Source organism: Sphingobacterium nematocida, from assembly GCF_900168125.1.
GTDB lineage: Bacteria > Bacteroidota > Bacteroidia > Sphingobacteriales > Sphingobacteriaceae > Sphingobacterium > Sphingobacterium nematocida.
The window spans coordinates 71821-95900 of record NZ_FUZF01000009.1 but is presented as its reverse complement, the minus strand read 5'-3'; the positions used below and the strand labels follow the sequence as shown (position 1 = coordinate 95900).

Sequence of the window (24080 nt, the reverse complement as noted above, 5' to 3'; positions counted from 1 at the left end):
ATAAGTAGAATATAATTCATAAATAAATATAGTATTGTGAATTATATTCTAAAAAACGTTATCTTTGCAGAATTATGGCGAAAATAGAAATATCTTTAGATCATGTTGATTATCAAATCCTTCGTATTATGCAAAATAATGCGCGGACAAATAATGCGGATATTGCCCGCGAATTGGGCATGGCTCCTTCTGCTATATTAGAGCGAGTCAAGAAACTAGAACAACGTGAAGTAATATTGCAGTACAATGCAAAAATCAATCCATCTGCTTTAGATCAAAATTTACTGTCTTTTATTTTTATAAAGACTTCCGACATTATTGGCGAACAGGGAGTTGCTTATCTTTTAGCAGAAATACCAGAAGTCCAAGAGGTACATGATATCGCTGGAGACGACGGGTATTTAATCAAAGTACGCACCAATGATGCTGCTGGTCTAGTGGACCTCATGCGTAATACCTTAGGAAAGATAGAGGGTATAATTTCTACCCGTACCACTATCGTACTAGAGACTATTAAGGAAGAGCAAAAATTGGTAATACCGTCTAAAGATTAAGTATGAACGAAAAAAGTCCTTCTGTCGCTAGTATTGTCTTTGCATACCTCGTCGTATACATTGTGTGGGGATCAACTTTCTTTTTTATAGAGAAAGCATTGCACTCCTTTCCACCATTTGTATTGGGCTCGATCCGTTTCATCATTGCGGGATCCTTGCTTATGGGATATTGCGGGCTAAAAGGCTACAAAATATTTAATAGAAGTGATGTCAAACAAGCAATATTTGTAGGTTTCTTACTTCTGTTTATTGATATGGCTGCTATCATATGGTCTGAACAGTTTATATCCAGTGGTATCGTTTCTATCCTTTCAGCAGCTACGGCTATCTGGTTTATTATTTTTGACAAGCCCAAATGGAAGGAAAATTTCTCGAGTTTACCTATTGTTTTAGGCTTGATTTTGGGTTTCACAGGTGTTATCATGTTGTTTGCAGAACAGGTGTTCGGTCAGACCGATGATGGGGAAAGATCACAAAATCTAATTGCAATGGGAGTTCTTATCCTTGGGACCATCGGATGGACGATAGGTTCACTGACTTCGAAGTACAGCCAAAAGGAGAAAAGTGATAAACCCAAAGAACAGTCCTTGAATGTTATTGTCAAGACGGCTTGGCAGATGGTTACGGCCGGAACTGCATTTACTACTGTAGCACTGCTCAATGGGGAGTATCAGTCATTCGATTATTCAGCTGTTGCTCCTGCGGATTGGGGGGCTATGATCTATTTGGTTTTCTTCGGCTCTATCCTGGCATTTAGTTCCTATATCTGGTTGTTACAAGTACGTCCGGCTACTGAAGTCAGTACCTATGCCTATGTAAATCCTATTGTGGCTCTATTATTGGTCCATTTCTTTACCGATCATCAGGTTACCTCCTTGCAGATCTTTGGTTTAGCCGTCGTTTTATTCTCGGTGTTGTTAATGAATTGGAATCTGTACAAAAACAACAGAACTATCCGGGCTCTTCGTTATCGTAAAAAACTGAAGCGTGTAAAAAATATGGCGCCGAAAAGTAGTATACCTCGAATCATCGAAGTAGCAGATTTTAGCGCTAAAGAAAAGAAGAAACAAGCTGCCAAAGAGGCAAAAAAGGATAATTAAAAAAAACTTTCATGATCTGCCAGTTGGCGGATCATGAAAGTTTTTGATGATCTCTGAAAATATACACTTTCAGAAAAAGGGAACTATTAATACTTCCCTACAATTACTTTTACCATGTTTTCAAAATTGAAATACTGCATGGCGATCTCCTGAACACGTTTCGGAGTCATATCACGGAGGACATCCTGATAGTACCTATAATAAGAAAAGTCCAATCCGCTGAAATAAACAGCCTTAAATTTATCGACATGCGAAAAGATGCTTTCCAAACTACCAAGAAGGCTTCCCTGCATATAGTTACGTACCAGATCAATCTCTGTTTCGTCAGCTTGTTCTTCAGTCAAACGGCCAAATTCACGCTCGATTTCCACTAAAGTCGCTTTCGTAACATCAACACCCACTTCTGAGCTCAAAGTTATAAAAGCGCTGTGTTTTAGACTGATTACGGCCGACCCTATACTGTACGTGTAGCCTTTGTCTTCTCGAATATTACGCATTAGCCTTGAACCAAAAAAACCTCCAAATAGCGTGTTAACAAACTGTATAGCAGGAAAATCTGAATGATTCCGACCGACTGTATAGCTTCCCATTCGTATTGCAGACTGTAAGGCATCCTCTTTGGTTTCGATAAGTAGCTTGGAAGGGATTGATTCAGCCAGTACAATCGAACCATTCATAGCGGATTGCTTTCCTTCCCAATTTTCGCCAAATAGACGATCTACGAGTTCTCTAAGCGAGTCATCTATCTTACCGGCAATTAGCAAAGTGCAGTTTTTAGGTTGGATCTGGCGTTGAAATAAATCCAGTAATTGCTCTCTCTTTATAGAGTCGTAGTCTGCTACAGTAGCAACAGCACCATACTGATTGTCGCCGAATAGATTCTGGTAGAATAAACGACGGGCTACCACATCATTTTTTTGAAGAGCAATCTGTAAGTTTTGCTTGTTATTACGTATATAAGTATCTAGTTCCTCCTGCGGGAAAGTTGAATTGCAAAGGATGTCAGCGACAATAGGCAATACTTTATCCGCATACTTACGGATAGTGTATAGCGAGAGTGCTGTGTAGTCAAAGCTATATTCCGGCATCAGGTACGCGCCGTAGAAATCAATCTCTTCTGCGATCTGAGCACTACTCCTTGTTAAGGTACCTTCCTTCAACATAGACGATAACGCTACATTTAGGAGGGGGATTCTCGAGGTATCGTAGCTATTCTCAAACACAAATTCAAATTTCATCAGCTCTAGATCCTCTGCATGGAATAAGAAAGTGTGCAGACCGTTGATATGATTTACAGATTCTGGCTGTACCAAATCTAAGTTCTTTATCGGTTGTGCTAAAGGGGCTATTGATCGATTAAGCATTTGCGCCTCCTTTCGTTTGATACCATAATGTGGATGAGTTTTCCTTCCTGAAAATATCGGAAGAAACACGTAATAAATCTTCCGATTTGATGTTTAAATATCTAGCGCCTTCCTTATTATAATCATTAGCATCACCTAGCACTTCATAATATGCAAGGTTCATTGCTTTATCCAAGATAGACAGTTCTGCAAATAGCATGGTAGACTCAATTTTATTTTTTACTTTTTGTAGTTCGGTCTCGTCTACCAGCGTCGATTTAATATTCTCGATCTCTTCCCAGATCATAGCTTCAGCGTCAGATAGGCTTACATTTTCGGAGGGTTTGCCTTCAATTACAAATAGATTACTATCTATACTCCCCGTTACGTAAGCATTGATTTCCGAAAAGCACTGCTTCTCCTTGACCAGTGATCGATACAGTCTTGAGGAGGATCCTCTCGATAAGATATCAGAAAGCAGATCCATGGTCTGATAGTCTTCAGACGATCTTTCGTAGCCATGAAACGCGATATAGATACTGTCTACAGGAACTTCTGCCACTACAGTCTCCCGTTTAGCAATCGACTGTTGAGGTTCTTTAGGAAGATTACGTTGATAAGATTCGCCTTTAGGAATATCTGCAAACCACTTCTGTGTAAGCGATTGCACCTGCTCTACCGTAACATCTCCTGCGACAACCATGATGGCATTTTGAGGCGTATAGAACTTTTTGAAAAAAGCCTTGACGTCTTCCATCTTAGCATCCTCAATATGTTTGAGCTCCTTTCCAATAGTAGCCCATCGATAAGGATGTACTTTGTAGGCCATAGGTCTCAGTCGAAGCCAAACATCTCCGTATGGTTGGTTTAAGTAACGTTGTTTAAACTCCTCACACACAACTTGCCGCTGAACCTCTAGGCTTTGATCGCTAAATGCTAAGCTTAGCATACGATCACTTTCCAACCAAAAAGCAGTTTCCAGATTGTCAGCAGGTAGGGTAATGTAATAGTTAGTGATATCGTTGCTGGTAAATGCATTATTCTCACCTCCTACCTGTTGAAGTGGAGCATCGTAGCTAGGGATATTTACCGAACCACCAAACATCAAATGCTCGAATAGATGTGCAAATCCGGTTTGATCAGGAGATTCGTCCCGAGCTCCAACGTTGTATAAAATATTGACAACAGCCATTGGCGTCGTATGGTCTTCATGTACCAGTACAGTCAATCCGTTGTCTAAAGTAAACCTTTCAAAGTTTATCATAAGAGATCTTAAAACAAGAAATTAAATCCAGTTAATACCTTTTTTTAATAAGGCTAATGTTTTTGCTTCTGCCGAATCAGGCTTTGCAGTGAAATTGTAAAACCAATTGGCCTGAGCAGGTAAGCTCATCAAGATTGATTCGATACGACCGTTGGTTTCCAGTCCAAACCGAGTACCAGAATCATACACCAGGTTAAACTCTACATAGCGCCCTCTTCGTAACAGTTGCCAATCTTTCTCTTCCGCACTAAAGTTCTTATCACGGTTTTTATTTACCAGGTTCGCATACATTGGTGCAAAGCTTCGGCCTAGATCGCAAGAAAATTCAAAAATCTCTTCGTAGGTCAGTCCTGTTTTTTCAGGTGTTAGCTTGTCGTAAAATACGCCCCCGATACCTCTTGTCTCCTCCCGGTGCTTAATGAAAAAGTAATTATCAGCCCACGCTTTAAATTCTTCGTAAAAATGTGCTTGATGCTTATCACAAACTCCCTTTAATGTCTGGTGAAAATAGCGAGCGTCTTCTTCAACAACATAATGCGGCGTCAAGTCAATACCGCCCCCAAACCAGCGTTTCTCCTCGTTAAGCTCGAAATAGCGGATATTCATGTGTATAATAGGGACATGCGGATTATTGGGGTGGATTACGATAGATACCCCTGTCGCAAAGAAATCGTCACAATCTACACCAAAAGCTTTCTTTATAGCTTCGGGAAGCTTACCGTGCACCGCAGAGAAGTTAACACCTCCCTTTTCAAGGATATTTCCATTCTGAATAATTCGGGTTCTACCTCCGCCACCACCTTCCCTTTCCCAGATTTCCTCTTCAAATTTAGCTCCGCCATCCAGCGCTTCTAACGCTTGACAGATTTCATCTTGTATACGCTGATATTCCTCAGCGATCTTTTCTTTTAATACCATTCTATGTGAAGTCTTTGGCCAATTTCGCTACTTCCGAGCTAGCAGACTGATGATTATACAATACTTGGAATACCATATTACAGATAGGCATTTTCAATTCAAATCTCTGAATGATACTTTGTATACAGGCCGAGGCATAATAGCCCTCAGCCACCATGTTCATTTCCAACTGTGCAGACTGTACAGTGTATCCTTTGCCAATCATATTGCCGAATGTTCTATTGCGGCTGAACTGAGAATATGCTGTGACCAACAGGTCTCCCAGATACGCAGAAGCATTGATGTCCCTATATTGCGGATCCAGTGATTTCACAAAGTAAGCCATCTCCCGGATAGCGTTAGAAATAAGCACAGCCTGGAAATTATCACCATACCCCAGTCCATGGCATATTCCACCAGCCAAGGCGTATATGTTCTTCAAAACAGCCCCATACTCGATGCCGATAATATCATTGGAGGTGATCGTATTGATGTAGCGGGAAGCATAAAAACCAGCTACCAGAGCTGCTTGTTTTTCTTCACTGCAGGCAAAGGTCAGGTAGGATAATTTTTCCTGAGCGACCTCTTCGGCGTGACAAGGCCCCCCGATAGCTACAATTTGATCCAAGGGAATATCATATCGAGCGCGAAGGTATTCACCAACAATCTGATTTTCGTCCGGAATAATCCCCTTAATCGCAGATACGATCGTTTTTCCTTCAAAATCCGATGCTGTCAACCCATGCAATGCAGCTTTCAGATAAGTAGCCGGAGTATTGACAACCACGATATCACATTGTTGTACAATCCATTTTACATCAGAGCTGATGTTCGACTTTTTTACCTTGACTTCGACTGCGCTTAAATAACTCGGATTATGCTTATATTGTCGAATAAACGTTACGTCCTCGGGCTTACGAACCCACCAGAACACCTCCTTAGCCAGTATGTTGTCGGTCAACATCTTAATCATTGCCGTCGCCCAACTCCCGCTTCCGATTATACCAATCTTCAAATTTGAACTATCCATCATTCCAGGCAAAGATAATTAATATTAAATTAACAGCTGTTTTAGCCTTCGATTAATTGTATAAAAATGACTTTTCTTATCTTCACCGATATTTATCTATTGAAAGACGAATACTATGACTGAAAAGGAAAAAATGATTGCGGGCAAACCGTACTATGCCCATGTCAAAGAGTTGACCACACTGCGCTTAGCTGCACAGCGACTTTGTTATAGATATAATCAAATTGACCCCAAAAACTACAAAGAGCGTAAAGGGCTCATTAGAGGGTTGTTTGCAAAGACTGAAGCTATGTTTTGCGTCGAGCAGCCCTTCTACTGCGATTATGGATTTAACATTGAGATCGGCGAGAATTTTTTCTCCAATTATCACTTGACTATCTTAGATTGCGCACCTGTCAAAATAGGAAACAACGTGATGATGGGGCCTTCGGTCTCTATCTTCACCGCCGGACATCCTTTACATCATGAAGTACGAAATACCGGCTTAGAGTATGCGATGCCAGTAACTATCGGCGACAATGTATGGATCGGAGGTAATGTTGTGATCAATCCTAATGTAACCATTGGGCACAACTCCGTAATAGGCTCCGGTAGTATCGTGACCAAAGATATTCCCGCAAATGTTGTAGCTGCAGGAAACCCGTGCAAGGTTATCAGAGCTATAACCGACGAAGACAAAAACTTCTATTTTAAAAACCAGCGATTGGATGCCGAAAGCCTAAAAGACCTTTCATGATCCGCCAGCTGGAGGATCACCAATAGGTATGAGCCGAACCCGATTGTATCAGTACACTTTCAAAATAAAAAACCTGAAGCGGGGAGCTTCAGGTTTTTACCAAACCAATTATTAACCTAAATATGAAATTATGAAATTTTTACTTTTTGATATTAAAACGCCAACCCATCTGCATTAGTATAAAAGCCATGTGGTATTAACATTTTTTAACAACTGCGAATAAATTCTCGAAATATTTTTATTTCACAACAATATCCCTTATCCTTGTATCAAATACTTTAGGGGTGTCTGTGAAATAACAGGCTGAGATTTTACCCTTGGAACCTGATCTAGTTCATACTAGCGTAGGGAAAAGTAAGTGTACCATTCACTTTGTGGCTACCTATCTGTAGCGCTGCTTTTATAGCATTCCTAAAGTACTTTATTTAAAATTATTTAGTACTATGCAGATAAAAGTAAACAATCAACTCCATCAGTTTAGCGACGAATTTTCCCCTACGTTAGCAAATGTGCTATCCCTGTTGATGCCTGATCTAAAGACAAATGGGGTCGCTGTAGCTATTAACAGTAGCGTGATACCACGTGAAGACTGGCCCTCTACCCCTATTGCAGACCAAGACGATATACTGATCATCACCGCTACTCAAGGCGGATAAATACGATTAACTATGACAACGCAAAACACGACAATTACCACATTGCCCTTTCCTAACGCAAAGAAAGTTTACCTATCCGGAAGCTTACATCCCATCAAGGTTGCCATGCGCGAAATCACGCTATCACCTACCCGATTGAGCAATGGCCGCCTCGAAGAGAATCCACCGATAACCATATATGACACATCAGGTCCCTATACCGATGTAGACAAAGCCATTGATATCAAAAGCGGTATCGAACGTATTCGTGAGCCATGGATTCTAGAACGCGGCGATGTTGAAGTATTAGAGAATATCAGTTCAGAGTATGGCAATAAGAGAGCCAATGACCCTAAGTTAGCCGATCTACGCTTTGACTATCAGCATAAGCCCAAAAGAGCACTTGCGCAACACAATGTGACTCAGCTTCATTATGCAAAAAAGGGAATTATCACAGCCGAGATGGAATACGTCGCGATCCGTGAGAACCAGCGTATAGAACAACTGGAAAACAGTACCGAAGGGATGAACCACCAACATAGTGGACATAGTTTTGGTGCGAATACGCCGAATGGCAAGATAACCCCAGAGTTTGTTCGGGCGGAGATTGCAGCTGGAAGAGCCATTATCCCCAATAACATCAATCATCCGGAAAGCGAGCCTATGATTATAGGGCGTAATTTTTTAGTTAAGATCAACGCTAATATCGGCAATAGTGCTGTTACATCCAGTATCGAAGAGGAAGTCGAGAAAGCGGTATGGGCATGCCGCTGGGGCGCAGATACTATAATGGACCTATCTACCGGAAAAAATATCCATGAAACCAGAGAGTGGATTATTCGAAACTCACCCGTTCCAATCGGTACAGTACCCATCTATCAAGCGTTGGAAAAGGTAAATGGTATTGCGGAGGATCTCACATGGGAGATCTTCCGGGATACACTTATCGAACAAGCAGAGCAAGGTGTCTCCTACTTTACCATCCATGCCGGTGTATTGCTGCGATATATCCACCTTACTGCCAAGCGCGTTACGGGCATTGTATCCAGAGGAGGGTCTATCATGGCCAAATGGTGTCTGTTCCATCATAAAGAGAACTTTCTCTATACTCATTTTGAGGAGATATGCCAGATTATGAATCAGTATGATATCGCGTTTTCTCTTGGGGACGGTCTGCGTCCAGGATCTATTGCCGATGCCAATGATGAAGCTCAATTTGCCGAACTGGAAACATTGGGCGAGCTTACCAAGATCGCATGGCAATACGACGTACAGGTTATGATCGAGGGGCCAGGACATGTGCCGATGCATCTGATCAAGGAAAACATGGATAAGCAGCTGGCCTGTTGCGATGAGGCCCCCTTCTATACATTAGGCCCCCTTACGACAGATATCGCTCCCGGTTATGATCATATTACATCAGCCATTGGTGCGGCCATGATCGGCTGGTATGGTTGCGCAATGCTGTGTTATGTGACTCCAAAAGAACACCTAGGTTTACCCAATAAAAAGGATGTCAAGGACGGTGTGATAACCTATAAGATCGCGGCGCATGCTGCCGACCTGGCAAAAGGACACCCTGGTGCACAGTATCGAGACAACGTACTTAGTAAAGCCCGCTTTGAGTTTCGCTGGGAAGATCAATTCAACCTATCATTAGATCCCGATACAGCACGCGAATACCATGACGAGACACTACCCGCCGATGGAGCCAAGGTAGCGCACTTTTGCTCGATGTGTGGACCTAAATTCTGCTCGATGAAGATCACCCAGGAGATCCGGGAAAGCGTTGCCGAAGGAATGCAGCAGAAGTCCGAGGAATACATCGAATTAGGAAAGGAAATCTATCTCTAAATGCGTATCGTAACACTGCCTGGTCCTGTTGATAATGAAGATGCACTGATACGACAGTTTCTTTCCTGTCCTGAAGTTGTTATCCATATTCGCAAACCAGGGCTGGAATCCAAGGCAATGATGAGATTGGTAGATCAGTTTACCCCAGAAGAGAAAAAGCAGCTTGTGCTGCACAGCTGCCAGGATTTAAGCCACGAATGGGGCTTAGATCGAGTTCATTACCCTTCGTCCATTCGGGATGAAGGGCTTGATCTCGGTTTGCACAAATACGCCTACGTCAGTACTTCTACACATAGCTGGGCTGAATTTAACGCGTTGGACAGCCGCTATCACGCTGCCTTTATCAGTCCTGTATTTCCGAGCATTTCAAAGACAGACTACAGGGAGAACGCGCAACTGCATCGTACGGACAAACGTATGAATTTCTCGACTTCCCTCATTGCACTGGGCGGTATATCCAAGGAAAACATCCATTCCCTTAAATCAGATTTTGACGATGTGGCGTTATGTGGTGCAATCTGGCTTGTACAAGATCCTTTTGCAGCGTTCGAGACATGCTACACGTTGTGGCATAATCATTAAAACATAGAACACCTACTTTCAAGCATATGTACAGCAAAATACAATATATTTCTTCAGGTACCACCGAAGAACAACAACTAAACAACATTAAGTCCGTATTACAAAAAGGGATCCAATGGGTACAGCTGCGTTTTAAGACCGAAGATCATTCGGCGGTACGTAGAGTAGCTCACGCGACTAAGTTTCTAAAACAGGAATACGACTTCACCTTTATCATCAATGACTTAATCGATATTGCTCAAGAAGTGGATGCAGATGGGGTACACTTGGGCCTAGAAGATCAAGGAGTTGCGATAGCGCGACACCAGCTAGGGAGTGATAAGATTGTAGGAGGAACAGCCAACACATGGAGCGATGTACAGCAGCGTATCCTTGAAGGTTGCGACTATATAGGCTTAGGGCCGCTACGTTTTACCACGTCAAAGGCGAAGCTCAGTCCGCTACTCGGTGTCGAAGGTTACAGAGATATCTTTGATGAATTAAAAGGTAGCCCGGTACCACCTATTTATGCGATTGGAGGCGTGACATTGGAGGATATTCCATTGCTATCCTCCATCGGGGTATATGGTGTTGCTATATCAAGCTACCTTGAACGCGAAGACCTTAAGCATTTAACAATACATCACACTAACCTTACTATATAATGAAAAACCTAACAATAGCAGACCGTACGTTTCAATCCAGATTATTTATGGGTACCGGAAAATTTGGCTCCAATCAACAGATGCAAGATGCTATCACCGCTTCTGGTACGGAGCTGGTTACGGTAGCACTCAAGCGTGTTGACGATAATACTGATGATGATATATTATCCTATGTCAGTCCCTCAGGAGCACATCTTCTCCCGAATACGTCAGGTGCACGTACTGCGAAAGAAGCAGTATTGGCAGCGCAGCTGGCCCGCGAAGCCATGCAGACCAATTGGATAAAATTAGAGATCCATCCTGATCCTAGGTACCTTATGCCGGATCCCATAGAGACCTTGGCCGCATGCGAGCAGTTGGTCAAGTTGGGCTTTGTGGTTCTGCCTTATATTCATGCAGACCCGGTGCTTTGCAAGCGACTAGAGGATGTAGGTACTGCCGCCGTGATGCCTTTGGGGTCGCCTATCGGTACCAATCAAGGGCTAAAGACGATTGATTTTCTATCCATCATCATCGAGCAGAGCCATGTCCCCGTCATCGTGGATGCAGGTATTGGAGCACCCTCCGATGCGAGCAAAGCCTTGGAGATGGGCGCAGATGCTGTCTTGGTCAATACGGCAATAGCGGTATCAAATCAGCCTGTCGCGATGGCACAGGCCTTTGCCAAGGCTGTCAAAGCCGGTCGACTTGCCTACGAGGCTGGTCTAGGCTATGTCGATAAAACAGCGGCTTCCAGTAGCCCTCTTACCGCTTTTTTAAATCAAACCTATAGCTAATGGAGACTACATTCACCGGCGTATTCAACGATTACTCTTGGCAAGAGATAAAGGACAGGATATACGGGACTACGATAGATGAAGTCTACCGGTCACTACGTAAAGAAAAGCGCGATGTATATGACTTTTTAAATTTATTATCGCCAGTTGCCAAGCCCCTGTTGGAAGAGATGGCCCAGTTATCGCACAGGCTCACCATAAAGCGTTTTGGTAAAAATGTACAGCTGTATGCGCCATTGTACCTCAGCAACGAATGTCAAAATATTTGTACATACTGTGGCTTTAGTATGGACAATAAGATCCCAAGACGTACGCTGCAGCCCTTCGAAATAGAACTGGAGGCAGCAGCACTAAAGAAAATGGGATTTCACCATGTTCTTTTGGTGACCGGCGAATCCAATCACCGGGTGGATACCGATTATTTCGTACGTACGGTCACACAATTAACATCCATATTTTCAAACATATCCATAGAAGTACAGCCTTTGGATTATGAAGATTATATGTTATTGCATGAAGCCAAAGTAAACGCTGTCATGGTGTATCAGGAGACCTATCACCAGGCCGCCTATAAACGTTATCATCCGAAGGGCAAAAAGTCCAATTTTCAATATAGACTCGAAACTCCCGATCGCATCGGTAAGGCCGAAATCCATAAAATTGGCTTAGGCGTGTTACTGGGGCTGGAGGACTGGAGGGTTGATAGTTTCTTTACCGCATTACACATTGATTACCTTCAAAAGAAATACTGGAAGACCAAGTACAGTGTATCCTTTCCCCGACTACGCCCCGCGAGTGGCAGCGTAGAACCCAATTTCATCATGCAGGACGACGATCTGCTCCAATTGATATGTGCCTATAGGATCTGGAATCCAGATCTCGAGTTGTCACTTTCCACGAGAGAGCATGCCGTATTTCGGGATCATATCATTCCATTAGGGATCACCGCCATGAGTGCCGGCTCCAAGACTAATCCCGGTGGCTACGTTGTCGCTCCCGAATCACTTGAACAATTTGAAATTAGCGATGAGCGAACTCCAGCACAAATCGCTGCCTTAATCACACAAAAGGGCTATCAGCCCGTATGGAAAGACTGGGTGCCGGAGTATTAATCTTAACTACCATGAAATATCCATGTAGCAGACCTGCACAAAGAACAATAAACAAAAAATGAATATTCCATCCCGACCAGTCGGGACAGGTAAATGACAGCTAAAGAACAAATCGATCCGCCAGCTGGCGGATCATGAAATAATTTTACACATATGAAATTAACAAAAGAACAGATCTTACGCTACAAAAAGCAGATATCCTTTCCTCCAATAGGGATTCAGGGACAGACTCAAATCTGTCAGAGTCGGGTTCTTGTGATCGGTGCCGGCGGTTTGGGAGCGCCTAGCTTGATGTATCTGGCTGCTGCTGGTGTGGGGACCTTAGCCTGTATAGATTTTGACCGTGTAGAGATTCATAATCTTCACCGACAGATTATACACCGCGAAAAAAATATAAGTGTACCTAAGGTATTCTCCGCAATGGAAGCCATTCTTGCACTCAATTCAACGGTCAACTTTGAAGCAATAGATGAAAAAATAACCGAGGACAATATCGATGACTACGTAGCACAGTACGATGTTGTCTTGGATGGAACAGATAATTTTACGTCGCGCTACGCGATCAATGACGCCTGTGTCCGACAAAATAAACCACTTATCTACGGTACTGTGTTGAATTTTGAGCTTCAGCTTGCCGTCTTTAATTTGCAAGGATCCAAACATCTCCGAGATCTCTTTCCGCTCCCACCCGATCCGGATCAAGTCCCCAATTGCGAACTCAACGGAGTCTTAAATACCGTTCCAGGGATATTAGGTCTGATGATGGCACAGGAAGCCCTTGCTGTAATAACAGGTCGCCCCAGTCTGAAAAATCAACTGCTGATCCTGCGGACGGATACATGGAGTCTCAACAAAATTTCTTTCTAATACAGTTCCGTCAATCGCGATCGTAGCGCCTAAGCATAAAAAAATCCTGAAGCGGGGAGCTCCAGGATTTACCAAACCAATTATTAACCTAAATATGAAATTATGAATTTTATATTCGAAATACATATTACAAATGAGATACCAAATTGATGTTAGAACAATTATTTAACATTATTTTAACAAAAAAATATTGCCTCTCGATAAAGATATTTTCTAGCTGCTTTTTATAACGACCTTTTTTCATGCCAATGACAGTCAACTTATACTGCCAAAGCTTCATCAAATGACATTGTTCGGACTGACAAACTGCAATTAAGGCATAATAAAACTTTCATGATTTCTTTGGATCACCAACAGCCATGAACCGAACCCGATTGTAGCGGGTGAGCTCTTGAATGCCTACGATAAAGAACAATGTGATGAAAAAAGTTCTTGATGGCCATTAAACCGAGCGAAGAGAGCTCATTGATACCTTGAAGAGTTGAAACGAATCAATAATACAGACAGTTTCAGAAAAAAGAAAAATCCTGAAGCGGGGAACTCCAGGATTTACCAAACCAATTATTAACCTAAATATGAAATTATGAATTTTATATTCCCCTTAATAACGTCCACTTTTTTTTAAAATTACATAAACTGGCATGCCTTAACATTTTTTAACAAAAGACTAGGGTGCTAGGATATCCACCACCTTGTCGCTCAATCGTGTTATATCCGATTTCAATCCGACCATAAAAGTTAAGACGTGAAATGGTTGGCCCTCTACTTTGTTTACATTATACATGTAGCCGATCTCTGTTCCTAAGAAAAAGCCTTTAAACTTATAGTCCGCCCCTACGCCCAGTTTTGTGCCAAAAGCGATTGAGCGAAGGTATTCTACCTTCACAACATCTCCCACCAGATTAGATCGGGGTTCACTGGCCAATCCGATTGTGGGCCCGAGATAGACATACGTATTCAGTCTTTCAAATTGCCTTCTGCTCCCAGCCGCTAGGCTGAGCATGTAAAAACTCGATAAGCCATTTTCTATGATCGTATTAAAATCTGGATCCACATTCTTTTGATCGTATTTGAAAGACAACATGTACAGTGCGGGATACAGATAGTATTTAGGGTTTTTCAGCGTAATATCGAGTCCCATACTGCCCACAAAGAGCTTTGGCGATAGTACTTCCTTTGTTTTTCCGAGCGGGATCCCCAGTCCGGTTCCTGCAAAATAGTACACTTTTTTGTAGTGAATTGTATCCGCACCTGTCTGAGCCATCAGTCGTACAGACAAGCTGATGAGTAGTAAAATTAGTAAAATCCGATTCATTGTTCTAAAATAAAAATACCTTAACGGTTTCTATCCCTATTATAACAACGACATGGACTTATAGTTTTAGAATGAAAACGAGTTGTTAAAGACTATAAAAACATTTTACTTTGTGGTCCTTGGTTGAACAGTAAGTCGATGATACTCACCTGTGGCTGAAATCCTGTTCTGTCTTCGAATACCTGATAATATACTTTGGGATTAGGATAGACAGAAGGCCTTTTGGGGTGGATTGATTTTCTAAAATCCAATGCCTCGGGATAGCTTTCTTCGTAAGACTCCGTACGTTTTATTTCTCTCTGGATCTTTAACAATCGCAGTACTACTTGCAACTGCTCGAGATTAAAATCAAAAAGATAATCGTACTTCTTTTCATAGAATGGAGCGAATGCATCTTCGTAGTACTCAAAATATGCCGAGCTACGATACGCCGTCTGTATACTAGACCAGTGTAAGCGTTGCCAGTCATGGTCATAGCTTATCTTGACCTCTTTCATGGCCACATGTTCCTTCCTTCCATGCTGTATCGGGATGAATAGATCCAATATCCCATTGGCCGTAGCTATATGTGTTCTACTCCTATAGGTTTGTTTCGGAAAATGCTCGTGCTGATCTAAAAGGATATCTACAGGATTTTGTGCAATAGCATGAAAATACGATACCGGTGGAAGATAATTTGCAGATAATAGAACAGGGATAGACATTTTTTAACTATAATTTTGAATTTGTACGCAAAACTAATGTTATTTAGGGATATTTCCGATACAAAAAGCTTAGTAATAGTATTTAATCCTTTATCATAAAACAAGCGCCTCGAGCCAGCTGGCGGATCATGAAAGTTTTTATGGATAGGTACTGGCGAATGCTAAGCATTTTCTCTAAGTTTGCGTAACTTAAAACGTCACGATCGCTATAGATGAAGAAAAGTATATTACATTTTGTTTTACAGATGATGTCCAGGATGCCTTTTTGGATGTTATATGGGATCTCAGATGTATTGTATTTTTTGATTTATCATGTTCTCGGTTACCGAAAAAAGATCGTCTTCAAAAATCTACGGAACTCATTCCCGGAAAAAACCGAAGCCGAGATCCAGACCATCGCCAAGCAGTTCTACCGTTACTTTCCAGACATTATTGTCGAAGTAGTAAAGATGTTCAGCATCAACAAGGCGGATGTAGAAAAGCGCATCGAACTTCTTAATCCGGAGGAGGTATATAGACATTTCGATGCGGGCAAAGCGGTCATCGGTGTTACCGCGCATTACGGCAACTGGGAACTCGGTATACATCGATTATCACTGATGACAGAGTTTGCTAGACTCGTTATCTATAAGCCGTTAAACAACGAGGATATCAATCAGATATATAATGGTGTCCGAACGCGATTCGGCGCTACCATGGTTCCGATGAAGCAGATTTTAAGACACATCGTACGACTCAAAAACACACCGCATATTAGTATGTTTGTGGCCGATCAGACCCCTATGTACCAGGATTCAGATTATTACATGACTTTTCTCAATCAAGAGACATTAGTGTATACCGGTACCGAGCGTATAGCCAAGTTGACGAATAATCCTGTTGTTTTTTGCCATATCGGACGAAAGGCAAAAAGAGGATATTATTTTTGTAAATTTACCACTTTAGTAGAAACGCCATCTATGTGTGCGGATCACGAAATCACGAAAATTCATAATGAATTTACCGAGCAGATCATACGTGATACGCCGGCCTATTGGCTATGGTCACATAATAGATGGAAAAGACAGCGAAAAGATAAAGCATGACACAATACCCTAAGGTAGCCGTTGTAATATTAAACTGGAATGGCAAATATTTCTTAGAAAAGTTTTTGCCATCTGTATACAACAGTACCTACCCTAATATAGAATTTATACTGGGCGACAATGCCTCATCCGACGATTCCATCGATTTCGTGCGGGCTAATTTTCCACAGATTCGGATTATCCAAAATACGGAAAATCTTGGTTTCGCAGGTGGATACAATAGAATCCTCGAGCAAGTCGATTCCGAGTACTACGTACTGTTGAACTCGGATGTCGAAGTCAGTCCTGGATGGATCGAGCCCGTCATCGAAATGATGATCAAAGAGTCCTTCGTCGCTGCTCAGCCCAAAATACGCTCCTTTCACCAAAAAGAGTATTTTGAGCATGCGGGAGCTGCCGGCGGTTACATGGACGTCTATGGATACCCCTTCTGTCGTGGCCGTATCTTAAATACGGTCGAGATCGACTCCGGTCAATATGATACAGCAAAAGAAGTGTTTTGGGCCACAGGTGCTGCCCTATTTATAAAATCAGATGCCTGGAGAGAAGTTCAAGGCTTTGACGCAGATTTTTTTGCGCACATGGAAGAAATAGATCTCTGCTGGCGATTGAAAAAACTGGGTTACAGAATAGGCTACTGTCCGCAGAGTACCGTCTATCATGTCGGAGGTGGGACACTCAATACCAGTAATCCTAAAAAGACTTATCTAAACTTTAGGAATAACCTGGTTATGCTCCAAAAGAACCTGTCCTTTTGGTCAGCTTTATGGGTGATATTTGCTCGTCTTTGGTTGGATCTTATTGCGCTGATACATTTTCTGATTGAAGGAAAACCAAGAGACGCTTGGGCCATCAGCAGAGCGCATCAGTACTTTTTCCTGAATTTCTTTAGAAGCGCGGCAAAACGAAAAAAAACTCCTTCAACTTACAACAAAGTTGGTCTTTACAAAAAATGCATCATTTGGGAGCATTATGTGAACAAAATGCAGCGTTTCTCAGACTTGCCTGCAAATAATTTCCCTTTAAGGGACAAATAACGAATGCGACGATAGCTGCCGTCTTTTTTATGGAAAAAGACGATTAAAATAATGCCCTAAAATTATATTAGGGCATCAAAATTTCTTAATTTCGTTGCATATGTCGCAGGATATCCAATCGAAAATAGAACAATTAACAGCAGAACTTAATACATACAATTACCAGTATTATGTATTGGCAAATTCCGTAATCTCAGATTATGACTTTGATCAAAAGCTTAAAGAGCTGGAGGCTTTAGAATCTGCCTATCCCGAATATAGAGATGCCAACTCCCCTACGTTAAAGGTTGGGGGCGATATCACCTCCAAATTCAATACCGTACAGCATCGCTGGCCGATGCTCTCCCTTAGTAATACATACAGTGAGCAAGAGCTTATTGAATTTGACGAGCGCGTCCAAAAGTCAATCGGTCATGCCGTGCAGTACGTCTGTGAACTCAAGTTTGATGGACTATCTATCTCTTTGACCTATGAAAAAGGTAAATTGGTTCAAGCCGTGACCCGTGGAGACGGTGTGCAGGGCGACGATGTGACCAATAATGTACGGACCATCCGAAGTATCCCGCATCAGTTACGCTCCAAGGCAGCATATCCCGATCTATTTGAAATCAGGGGGGAGATTTTTATGCACAAATCTGCCTTTTTGAGATTAAACAACGAACGAGAAGAAAACGGTGAATCCACCTATGCCAATCCGCGGAATTTCGCATCAGGTACTATAAAATTACAAGACTCTTCCGAAGTTGCCAAACGACCTTTGGACTGCTTCCTGTACTTTCTATACATGGATAATCGGAATAGAGTATTTCAATCCCACTGGGATAGCCTGAATGCTGTACAAAGCTGGGGATTCCCCGTTTCTGATCACAGTAAACTGTGTGCTACAATTCAAGATGTTTTAGATTTTGTACACTATTGGGACACGGCACGCCATCAGCTCACTTTTGATATAGATGGTATTGTCATCAAGGTAAATGATTATGCCTACCAAGAAGAACTCGGCTTTACCGCCAAGTCTCCGCGTTGGGCTACTTCTTATAAGTTTAAGGCCGAACGTGCCGAGACCAGGCTAAATACTGTGAGTTATCAAGTCGGAAGAACCGGAGCTGTTACTCCAGTAGCCAACTTAGCCCCTGTTCTATTAGCTGGTACTACAGTAAGGCGAGCATCGCTGCATAATGCGAATGAAATAGAACGATTGGATCTACACCAGAACGATACGGTATATGTAGAGAAAGGGGGCGAAATAATCCCCAAGATAGTGGGTGTCAATCTGGAGAAAAGAATGCCGGGTGCCACTCCTATCCAATATCCGGATAGTTGTCCTGAATGCGGAGCCGGATTGGTTCGACAAGAAGGTGAAGCTGTACATTATTGCCCGAATGAAGACCATTGCGAGCCGCAGATCATCGGCAAGCTGCAACACTTTATAGGTCGCAAGATGATGGATATCCAAGGGCTGGGCGATGAGACTATCGTGTCGTTTTATAAGCAAGGCTTCTTGAGCCATATTTCCGATATTTATACCCTCAAGGACAAGCAAGATCTTTTGGTGAATATAGAACGCTTCGGTCAAAAGTCAATCGACAATATGATTGCCGGCATCGAACAGTCCAAAAACAAACCGTTTGAAAAGGTCCTGTTTGCTCTAGGTATCCGTCACGTTGGAGAGACTGTTGCCAAAAAATTGGCTTTTCATTTCAAGAGTCTTCTTCATCTTAAACAGGCTTCCATAGATGAGATTGCGGCTGTACAGGATATCGGAATACGGATAGCCGAAAGTGTCTACCATTATCTACAGCAACCGGAACATTTATCCGAACTGAACAAACTAGAAGCAGCAGGGTTAAATTTTGAGGTAACCGAAAAAGTAGTCGAACTGGCTGGAAATAGTCTCGAAGGAAAAACCTTCTTGATATCGGGTGTCTTTGCAACTCATAGTAGAGAAGATCTCACCGCATTGATCGAGTCACACGGCGGAAAGATGTTAAGCAGTATCTCTTCCAAATTAAACTATCTGGTGGCAGGAGATAAAATGGGACCTTCTAAATTAGTGAAGGCGGAAAAACTAAAAGTCCCGATTATCTCGGACGAACAACTATTACAAATGATTAATCAATAATAACTTATAACATAATTAAAATAAGTATCAACAAAAATGAATGAGATTCAGGGCGCGGGTGTAGCATTGGTTACCCCATTTAATGCAGATGGAACAATTGATTTTGAAGCTTTAGCACAATTAATAGAGCTACAGATCAATGAAGGAATGAATTACTTAGTGTCACTAGGCACCACTGGAGAGACGGCGACATTAAACTCTGAGGAACGAAAGAAGATCTGGAAATTTACAGCCGAAAAAGTAAATGGCCGAGTACCTTTGGTCGCAGGCATAGGTGGCAATAATACGATGGAAACCGTACATCAGATTGAAGAATTTGATAATACGGGATATTGTGCAATACTCTCTGTATCTCCGTACTACAACAAGCCAACTCAAGAAGGGATTTATCAACATTATAAAGCTATAGCAGAAGCTTCTAAACTACCGGTAATTCTGTACAATGTGCCTGGACGTACCGGAAGCAATATGACTGCCGAGACCACTCTCCGACTGGCGAATGACTTTTCCAATATCGTCGCTATCAAAGAGGCGTCGGGCAACTTTGCTCAGTTTTCAGAAATATTAAGAGACAAGCCAGAGGGATTCGTACTGATATCAGGCGATGATCCAGTGACGCTTCCTATGATGGCTATGGGGGCTGTTGGCGTCATATCTGTAGTTGGAAATGCCTACCCTCGTTTGGTGTCCACACTAACGAAACTGTGTAGTGAAGGTAGGTATGCCGAAGCTAGAAGTGTGCATAGTAAATTGCTTCGTATTACCGATTTATGCTTTGTTGAAGGTAATCCAGCTGGGGTCAAGTACATTCTAAATCGTATCCAAATTGGTCAGGACGCACTACGTCTTCCATTGGTTCCTGTCAGTGACAAGACTAAGTCAGCGATAGATGCCGAGATGAAAGTGTTGTCTTAATTGTCAATATTTATAAAAAAACTGTATCCTATGTTGGCGGTAAGTAAACATAGGATACAGTTTTTTTTAACATCGTTTTTTTCATTATTATAAACATTCTAGTATCTTTAATCTATCAAGTAATGGTTTAATAGATATGACGGATACAAATCTTACCCCTAAAAAAAGAGGATCTAAGTTAAAGAGCTTTTTAGGATGGACACTTCTAGTAATAGTATTAATAGGTAGTGGTGTTGTCTATTTTAAATACTATTTCGTATTTGGCGAAGGTGTCAAGTCAGGCTATCTCAACTATGCTGTAAAAAAAGGAAACCTCTTCAAGACCTACGAAGGCAAGTTGATTCAAGAGGGTTTCGGAAGTGGAAGAGCTGGTGCATTGACCAGCAACGAGTTTGTTTTCTCTGTCGAGAACGATTCTATATTCAATCAATTAGAGGCCAATAGCGGCAAGTTTTTCGATCTACATTATAAAGAATACCACGGGGTTATACCTTGGCGGGGCAATACCAAGTATATTGTAGATCGTATCGTACAAATGAAATAACAGTGTATAGACCCGCTATGAGCGTCAACTCTTCTTATGTTTAAAGTCAAACCATTTTTTGTCCTTTTCCTTCTTTTGCCGATGGCGTTGGTGACTCAAGCCCAGAAGAAGAAAAAAAAACGCGTGTATGTCGAGCAGTCTCCAAAACAGGAATTGCTGTATAAAGATGTCAACTATATTAACGACATAAAGTCGGTGCAACTCTATCCTATTGGCAAGGAGAGTCAGCTCCCCATATATACCCTAGGAGATGCCGAACTTTTAAAGCTGTCATTTGATGATCTGCGAGCCGACGTGCGGAGTTATTATTACAGTATTGAGCATTGCAATGCCGATTGGACACCGAGCCGTCTATCTTCCCTAGACTATGCCGAAGGGTACAACGAAGACCGAATTGTGGAGACTCAACAGTCTCAAGGTACCCTACAGCCCTACACCCATTACAAGACGGTATTTCCAAATGAATACGTAAGGCCCAAGGTAGCGGGCAATTTTCTACTCAAAGTGTATGAAGATGCCGACAAGCAAAGACTCATTCTGACGCGTAGATTTTACGTAGTAAAACCACTCGTCGCAATCGAAAGCCAGGTGCTGGCCTCTAGTTTTGCGAACAAACGCCTCACCAATCAAAAGTTAAATGTAACCATCAAAACAGGGCTGACTATTTCCAATCCCCACAGAGATATACAGATACATGTCATGCAGAACCAACGTCCCGACAATGCAATGGTTCTTAGGACCCCAATGTTTATAGGAACCAGCGAAATCAAATATAACAATAGCGAAACCCTTGATTTTCTCGGCAATAACGAGTTTCGATATGCCGATTTACGCTCCTTCAAAGGAGGCTCGGCTCAGATTCAAGATATCCAAATAGACAGTCTCGTCGACGTATTGTTGTTTACGGACAAGGACAATAATGGCGAGACCTACGCGACTACTTACGATGAGAACGGTAAATTCTATATACGCAATCTGGATTACGGTCAGGAGGACATCAGCGGCGATTATGCAGACGTTACATTTTCCCTACAGACAAAGGAAAATGTAGGAGGTTCTATTTATGTAGTGGGTGGATTCAACAACTATCAACACAGCCCGAATAACCAGTTAAAATACAATGTTAAAAATCAAAAATGGGAAGTAACACTAAAGTTAAAACAGGGACTTTATGACTATGAGTATGTTCTAGTCACGCCCGATGGCAATACCGTTACGGATGCTTTTTCGGGTAGCCATTTTCAGACCGGAAATGATTACCAGATTCTGGTCTACTACCGTCGCACAGGAACCTACTGGGATGAGTTGTTAGGTGTAGGGTCGGCTTCTATTAATAATAAAGAAAACAAAAACTAACCAAGATCGTGAACGATAATAATAAAGATCAAAAATTAAAACGGGGACTTACCAATAGACACATCCAGCTTATCGCCTTAGGCGGTGCTATAGGTACTGGTTTATTTCTGGGCATCGGAAAAGCTGCCGTATTAGCAGGCCCCTCGGTACTATTAGGATATGCTATTGCCGGCATTATTGCATTTTTCATTATGCGGCAGCTGGGAGAAATGGTGGTAGACGAACCTGTCTCTGGAAGCTTTTCCTTCTTTGCCAACAAATACTGGGGCGGGTTTGCAGGTTATGCATCCGGCTGGAATTATTGGGTACTTTACATTCTCGTCAGTATGGCCGAGCTGACAGCTATCGGCGTATACGTACAGTTTTGGTGGCCCGAAGTTCCATTATGGGCATCCAGTCTCTTCTTTTTTATTGTGGTCAATGCCATCAACTTGGCATCGGTAAAGGTATATGGAGAGACGGAGTTCTGGTTTTCAATCATCAAAGTCGTGGCTATTATTGCTATGATTATCTTTGGAACATACCTACTTATCTCTGGATCAGGAGGCGAGACGGCGACTGTGGCAAACCTTTATAACGATGGCGGCTTCTTCCCTAAAGGGTGGTTGGGTATGGCCGAGGATGGCAGTTATCATGGACTCCTGGCAGCATTAGTGATGATCATGTTTTCATTTGGTGGACTCGAACTTGTTGGGATCACGGCCGCTGAGGCCGAGAATCCAGAAAAAAATATCCCTAGAGCGACCAATCAGGTTTTGATCCGTATCCTTATTTTCTATGTAGGTGCCTTGTTTATTCTATTTTCATTAATGCCTTGGCGCAGTATTAATGCGGACACAAGTCCTTTTGTGGAAGTCTTCAACTCCCTTAACTCCTACCAGTTTACGCTGTCTGGCAAGACCTATTACTTTACCACTATCATAGCCAATGTACTTAATCTAATTGTACTTACAGCGGCCTTGTCGGTGTATAATAGTTCGGTGTATAGTAATTCCAGAATGCTTTATGGTTTAGCCGAGCAAGGTAACGCTCCTAAGTTTCTGAACAGGGTAAATAAGAACCACGCTCCTACTGCAGCCATATTAGTATCCGCAGCCTTGGTGGCAATCTGTATCGTTGTCAACAAGCTTATACCCGAAAAAGCATTGGAGATATTGATGTCCCTAGTCGTGTCCTCTCTGATCATTAATTGGATTATGATTAGCTGGACCCATATCTATTTCAAAAAGCAGAAGATAAAAGAAGGGAAAAAGACATTGTTCCCAAGTTTATTCTACCCTTTTAGTAATGTGATATGCCTTTTGTTCTTATTAGGAGTTTTGGTGATGATGTGGTTTACAGGTTTGAAGATCTCCGTCGAATTGATCCCGATATGGTTGATCCTCTTGTATGTCAGTTACCTGATTGTCAATGCCCGTAAGCAAAGAACAGAGAAATTGCCTCAATAAGTAAACGAAATTTTAGAAAGTTTAAAAAATCGCAAACAATGTGCGTTTGATTTAAAAAAGGTCTGCAGAAATACAGGCCTTTTTTGTGTCCTTCATATTTGATTAACCTCCTCGCTTTTTTCACCTAGCCAATCTCCAATTTCACCGAAAAATAAAACTC

Annotated in this window: 23 protein-coding genes and 1 riboswitch; of the genes, 17 read left to right on the top strand and 6 right to left on the bottom strand. The window is 42.1% G+C overall.

Features of this window, described 5'->3' with window-relative positions; translation table 11 throughout:
* The first annotated feature begins 74 nt into the window (after positions 1-74).
* Both B5X76_RS11090 and B5X76_RS11085 read left to right on the top strand, forming a co-directional pair.
* Entirely contained in the window at positions 75-554 is a 480-nt protein-coding gene (locus tag B5X76_RS11090) for an Lrp/AsnC family transcriptional regulator (RefSeq protein ID WP_079643187.1), read from the top strand.
* Between the two features lie 2 nt (positions 555-556).
* A complete protein-coding gene (locus tag B5X76_RS11085) occupies positions 557-1654 on the top strand; it encodes an EamA family transporter (RefSeq protein WP_079643186.1) in 1098 nt (365 codons plus the stop codon).
* Positions 1655-1740: 86 nt separating this feature from the next.
* Here the strand turns inward: B5X76_RS11085 and B5X76_RS11080 are convergent, their stop codons facing one another.
* Genes B5X76_RS11080 through B5X76_RS11065 form a run of 4 tightly spaced genes read right to left on the bottom strand, consistent with a single transcriptional unit; the run spans position 1741 to position 6188 of the window.
* Positions 1741-3018 carry a M16 family metallopeptidase gene (locus B5X76_RS11080; protein ID WP_079643185.1) on the bottom strand — a complete coding sequence of 426 codons (1278 nt, stop codon included), beginning with the start codon at positions 3016-3018 and terminating at the stop codon, positions 1741-1743.
* A complete protein-coding gene (locus B5X76_RS11075; protein WP_079643184.1) occupies positions 3011-4261 on the bottom strand; it encodes a M16 family metallopeptidase in 1251 nt (416 codons plus the stop codon). The genes B5X76_RS11080 and B5X76_RS11075 overlap by 8 nt, the downstream gene beginning before the upstream one ends.
* Before the next feature lie 21 nt (positions 4262-4282).
* Positions 4283-5179, bottom strand: a complete 897-nt coding sequence (gene hemF, locus B5X76_RS11070) for an oxygen-dependent coproporphyrinogen oxidase (protein WP_079643183.1) — start codon at positions 5177-5179, stop codon at positions 4283-4285.
* Between the two features lies 1 nt (position 5180).
* Entirely contained in the window at positions 5181-6188 is a 1008-nt protein-coding gene (locus B5X76_RS11065; protein WP_079643252.1) for an NAD(P)H-dependent glycerol-3-phosphate dehydrogenase, read from the bottom strand.
* A 115-nt stretch (positions 6189-6303) separates the two neighbouring features.
* Here B5X76_RS11065 and B5X76_RS11060 point away from each other — a divergent pair, with 115 nt between their 5' ends.
* From B5X76_RS11060 to B5X76_RS11025, 8 genes are all read left to right on the top strand, one after another.
* Entirely contained in the window at positions 6304-6924 is a 621-nt protein-coding gene (locus B5X76_RS11060; RefSeq protein WP_079643182.1) for a sugar O-acetyltransferase, read from the top strand.
* Positions 6925-7194: 270 nt separating this feature from the next.
* A riboswitch (TPP riboswitch) is annotated at positions 7195-7292 on the top strand.
* A 75-nt stretch (positions 7293-7367) separates the two neighbouring features.
* Positions 7368-7580, top strand: coding sequence for a sulfur carrier protein ThiS (gene thiS / locus B5X76_RS11055; protein ID WP_079643181.1), 213 nt, complete (start codon positions 7368-7370; stop codon positions 7578-7580).
* A 12-nt stretch (positions 7581-7592) separates the two neighbouring features.
* Positions 7593-9413 carry a phosphomethylpyrimidine synthase ThiC gene (thiC, locus tag B5X76_RS11050; RefSeq protein ID WP_079643180.1) on the top strand — a complete coding sequence of 607 codons (1821 nt, stop codon included), beginning with the start codon at positions 7593-7595 and terminating at the stop codon, positions 9411-9413.
* Positions 9414-9995 carry a thiamine phosphate synthase gene (locus B5X76_RS11045; RefSeq protein ID WP_079643179.1) on the top strand — a complete coding sequence of 194 codons (582 nt, stop codon included), beginning with the start codon at positions 9414-9416 and terminating at the stop codon, positions 9993-9995.
* A gap of 26 nt (positions 9996-10021) precedes the next feature.
* Complete coding sequence (locus B5X76_RS11040; protein WP_079643178.1) at positions 10022-10639, top strand: thiamine phosphate synthase; 618 nt, start codon at positions 10022-10024, stop codon at positions 10637-10639.
* Positions 10639-11415, top strand: coding sequence for a thiazole synthase (locus B5X76_RS11035; RefSeq protein WP_079643177.1), 777 nt, complete (start codon positions 10639-10641; stop codon positions 11413-11415). The genes B5X76_RS11040 and B5X76_RS11035 overlap by 1 nt, the downstream gene beginning before the upstream one ends.
* On the top strand, positions 11415-12527 hold the full coding sequence (thiH, locus tag B5X76_RS11030) for a 2-iminoacetate synthase ThiH (protein WP_079643176.1): 1113 nt from the start codon (positions 11415-11417) through the stop codon (positions 12525-12527). Before B5X76_RS11035 ends, thiH begins: the two co-directional genes overlap by 1 nt.
* Positions 12528-12680: 153 nt before the next feature.
* Complete coding sequence (locus B5X76_RS11025) at positions 12681-13394, top strand: HesA/MoeB/ThiF family protein (RefSeq protein WP_079643175.1); 714 nt, start codon at positions 12681-12683, stop codon at positions 13392-13394.
* 667 nt (positions 13395-14061) lie between these two features.
* Here B5X76_RS11025 and B5X76_RS11020 read toward each other — a convergent pair.
* A complete protein-coding gene (locus tag B5X76_RS11020; protein WP_079643174.1) occupies positions 14062-14709 on the bottom strand; it encodes a hypothetical protein in 648 nt (215 codons plus the stop codon).
* Positions 14710-14801: 92 nt separating this feature from the next.
* Entirely contained in the window at positions 14802-15413 is a 612-nt protein-coding gene (locus B5X76_RS11015) for a WbqC family protein (RefSeq protein ID WP_079643173.1), read from the bottom strand.
* A gap of 212 nt (positions 15414-15625) precedes the next feature.
* On the opposite strand from B5X76_RS11015, the gene B5X76_RS11010 reads away from it, so the two are divergent.
* The 7 genes from B5X76_RS11010 to B5X76_RS10980 all read left to right on the top strand — a co-directional run bounded on the left by B5X76_RS11010 (position 15626) and on the right by B5X76_RS10980 (position 23920).
* A complete protein-coding gene (locus B5X76_RS11010; RefSeq protein WP_079643172.1) occupies positions 15626-16498 on the top strand; it encodes a lysophospholipid acyltransferase family protein in 873 nt (290 codons plus the stop codon).
* Complete coding sequence (locus B5X76_RS11005) at positions 16495-17535, top strand: glycosyltransferase family 2 protein (RefSeq protein WP_079643171.1); 1041 nt, start codon at positions 16495-16497, stop codon at positions 17533-17535. The genes B5X76_RS11010 and B5X76_RS11005 overlap by 4 nt, the downstream gene beginning before the upstream one ends.
* 100 nt (positions 17536-17635) lie before the next feature.
* The gene (gene ligA, locus B5X76_RS11000) at positions 17636-19657 is read left to right on the top strand and encodes an NAD-dependent DNA ligase LigA (RefSeq protein ID WP_079643170.1); all 2022 of its coding nucleotides are present in this window, start codon (positions 17636-17638) and stop codon (positions 19655-19657) included.
* 36 nt (positions 19658-19693) lie between these two features.
* Entirely contained in the window at positions 19694-20572 is an 879-nt protein-coding gene (gene dapA / locus B5X76_RS10995) for a 4-hydroxy-tetrahydrodipicolinate synthase (protein WP_079643169.1), read from the top strand.
* Between the two features lie 136 nt (positions 20573-20708).
* On the top strand, positions 20709-21116 hold the full coding sequence (locus tag B5X76_RS10990; RefSeq protein WP_079643168.1) for a hypothetical protein: 408 nt from the start codon (positions 20709-20711) through the stop codon (positions 21114-21116).
* 36 nt (positions 21117-21152) lie between these two features.
* Positions 21153-22472, top strand: coding sequence for a type IX secretion system plug protein (locus B5X76_RS10985; protein WP_079643167.1), 1320 nt, complete (start codon positions 21153-21155; stop codon positions 22470-22472).
* A gap of 8 nt (positions 22473-22480) precedes the next feature.
* Positions 22481-23920, top strand: a complete 1440-nt coding sequence (locus tag B5X76_RS10980; protein WP_079643166.1) for an amino acid permease — start codon at positions 22481-22483, stop codon at positions 23918-23920.
* Positions 23921-24080 lie beyond the last annotated feature (160 nt).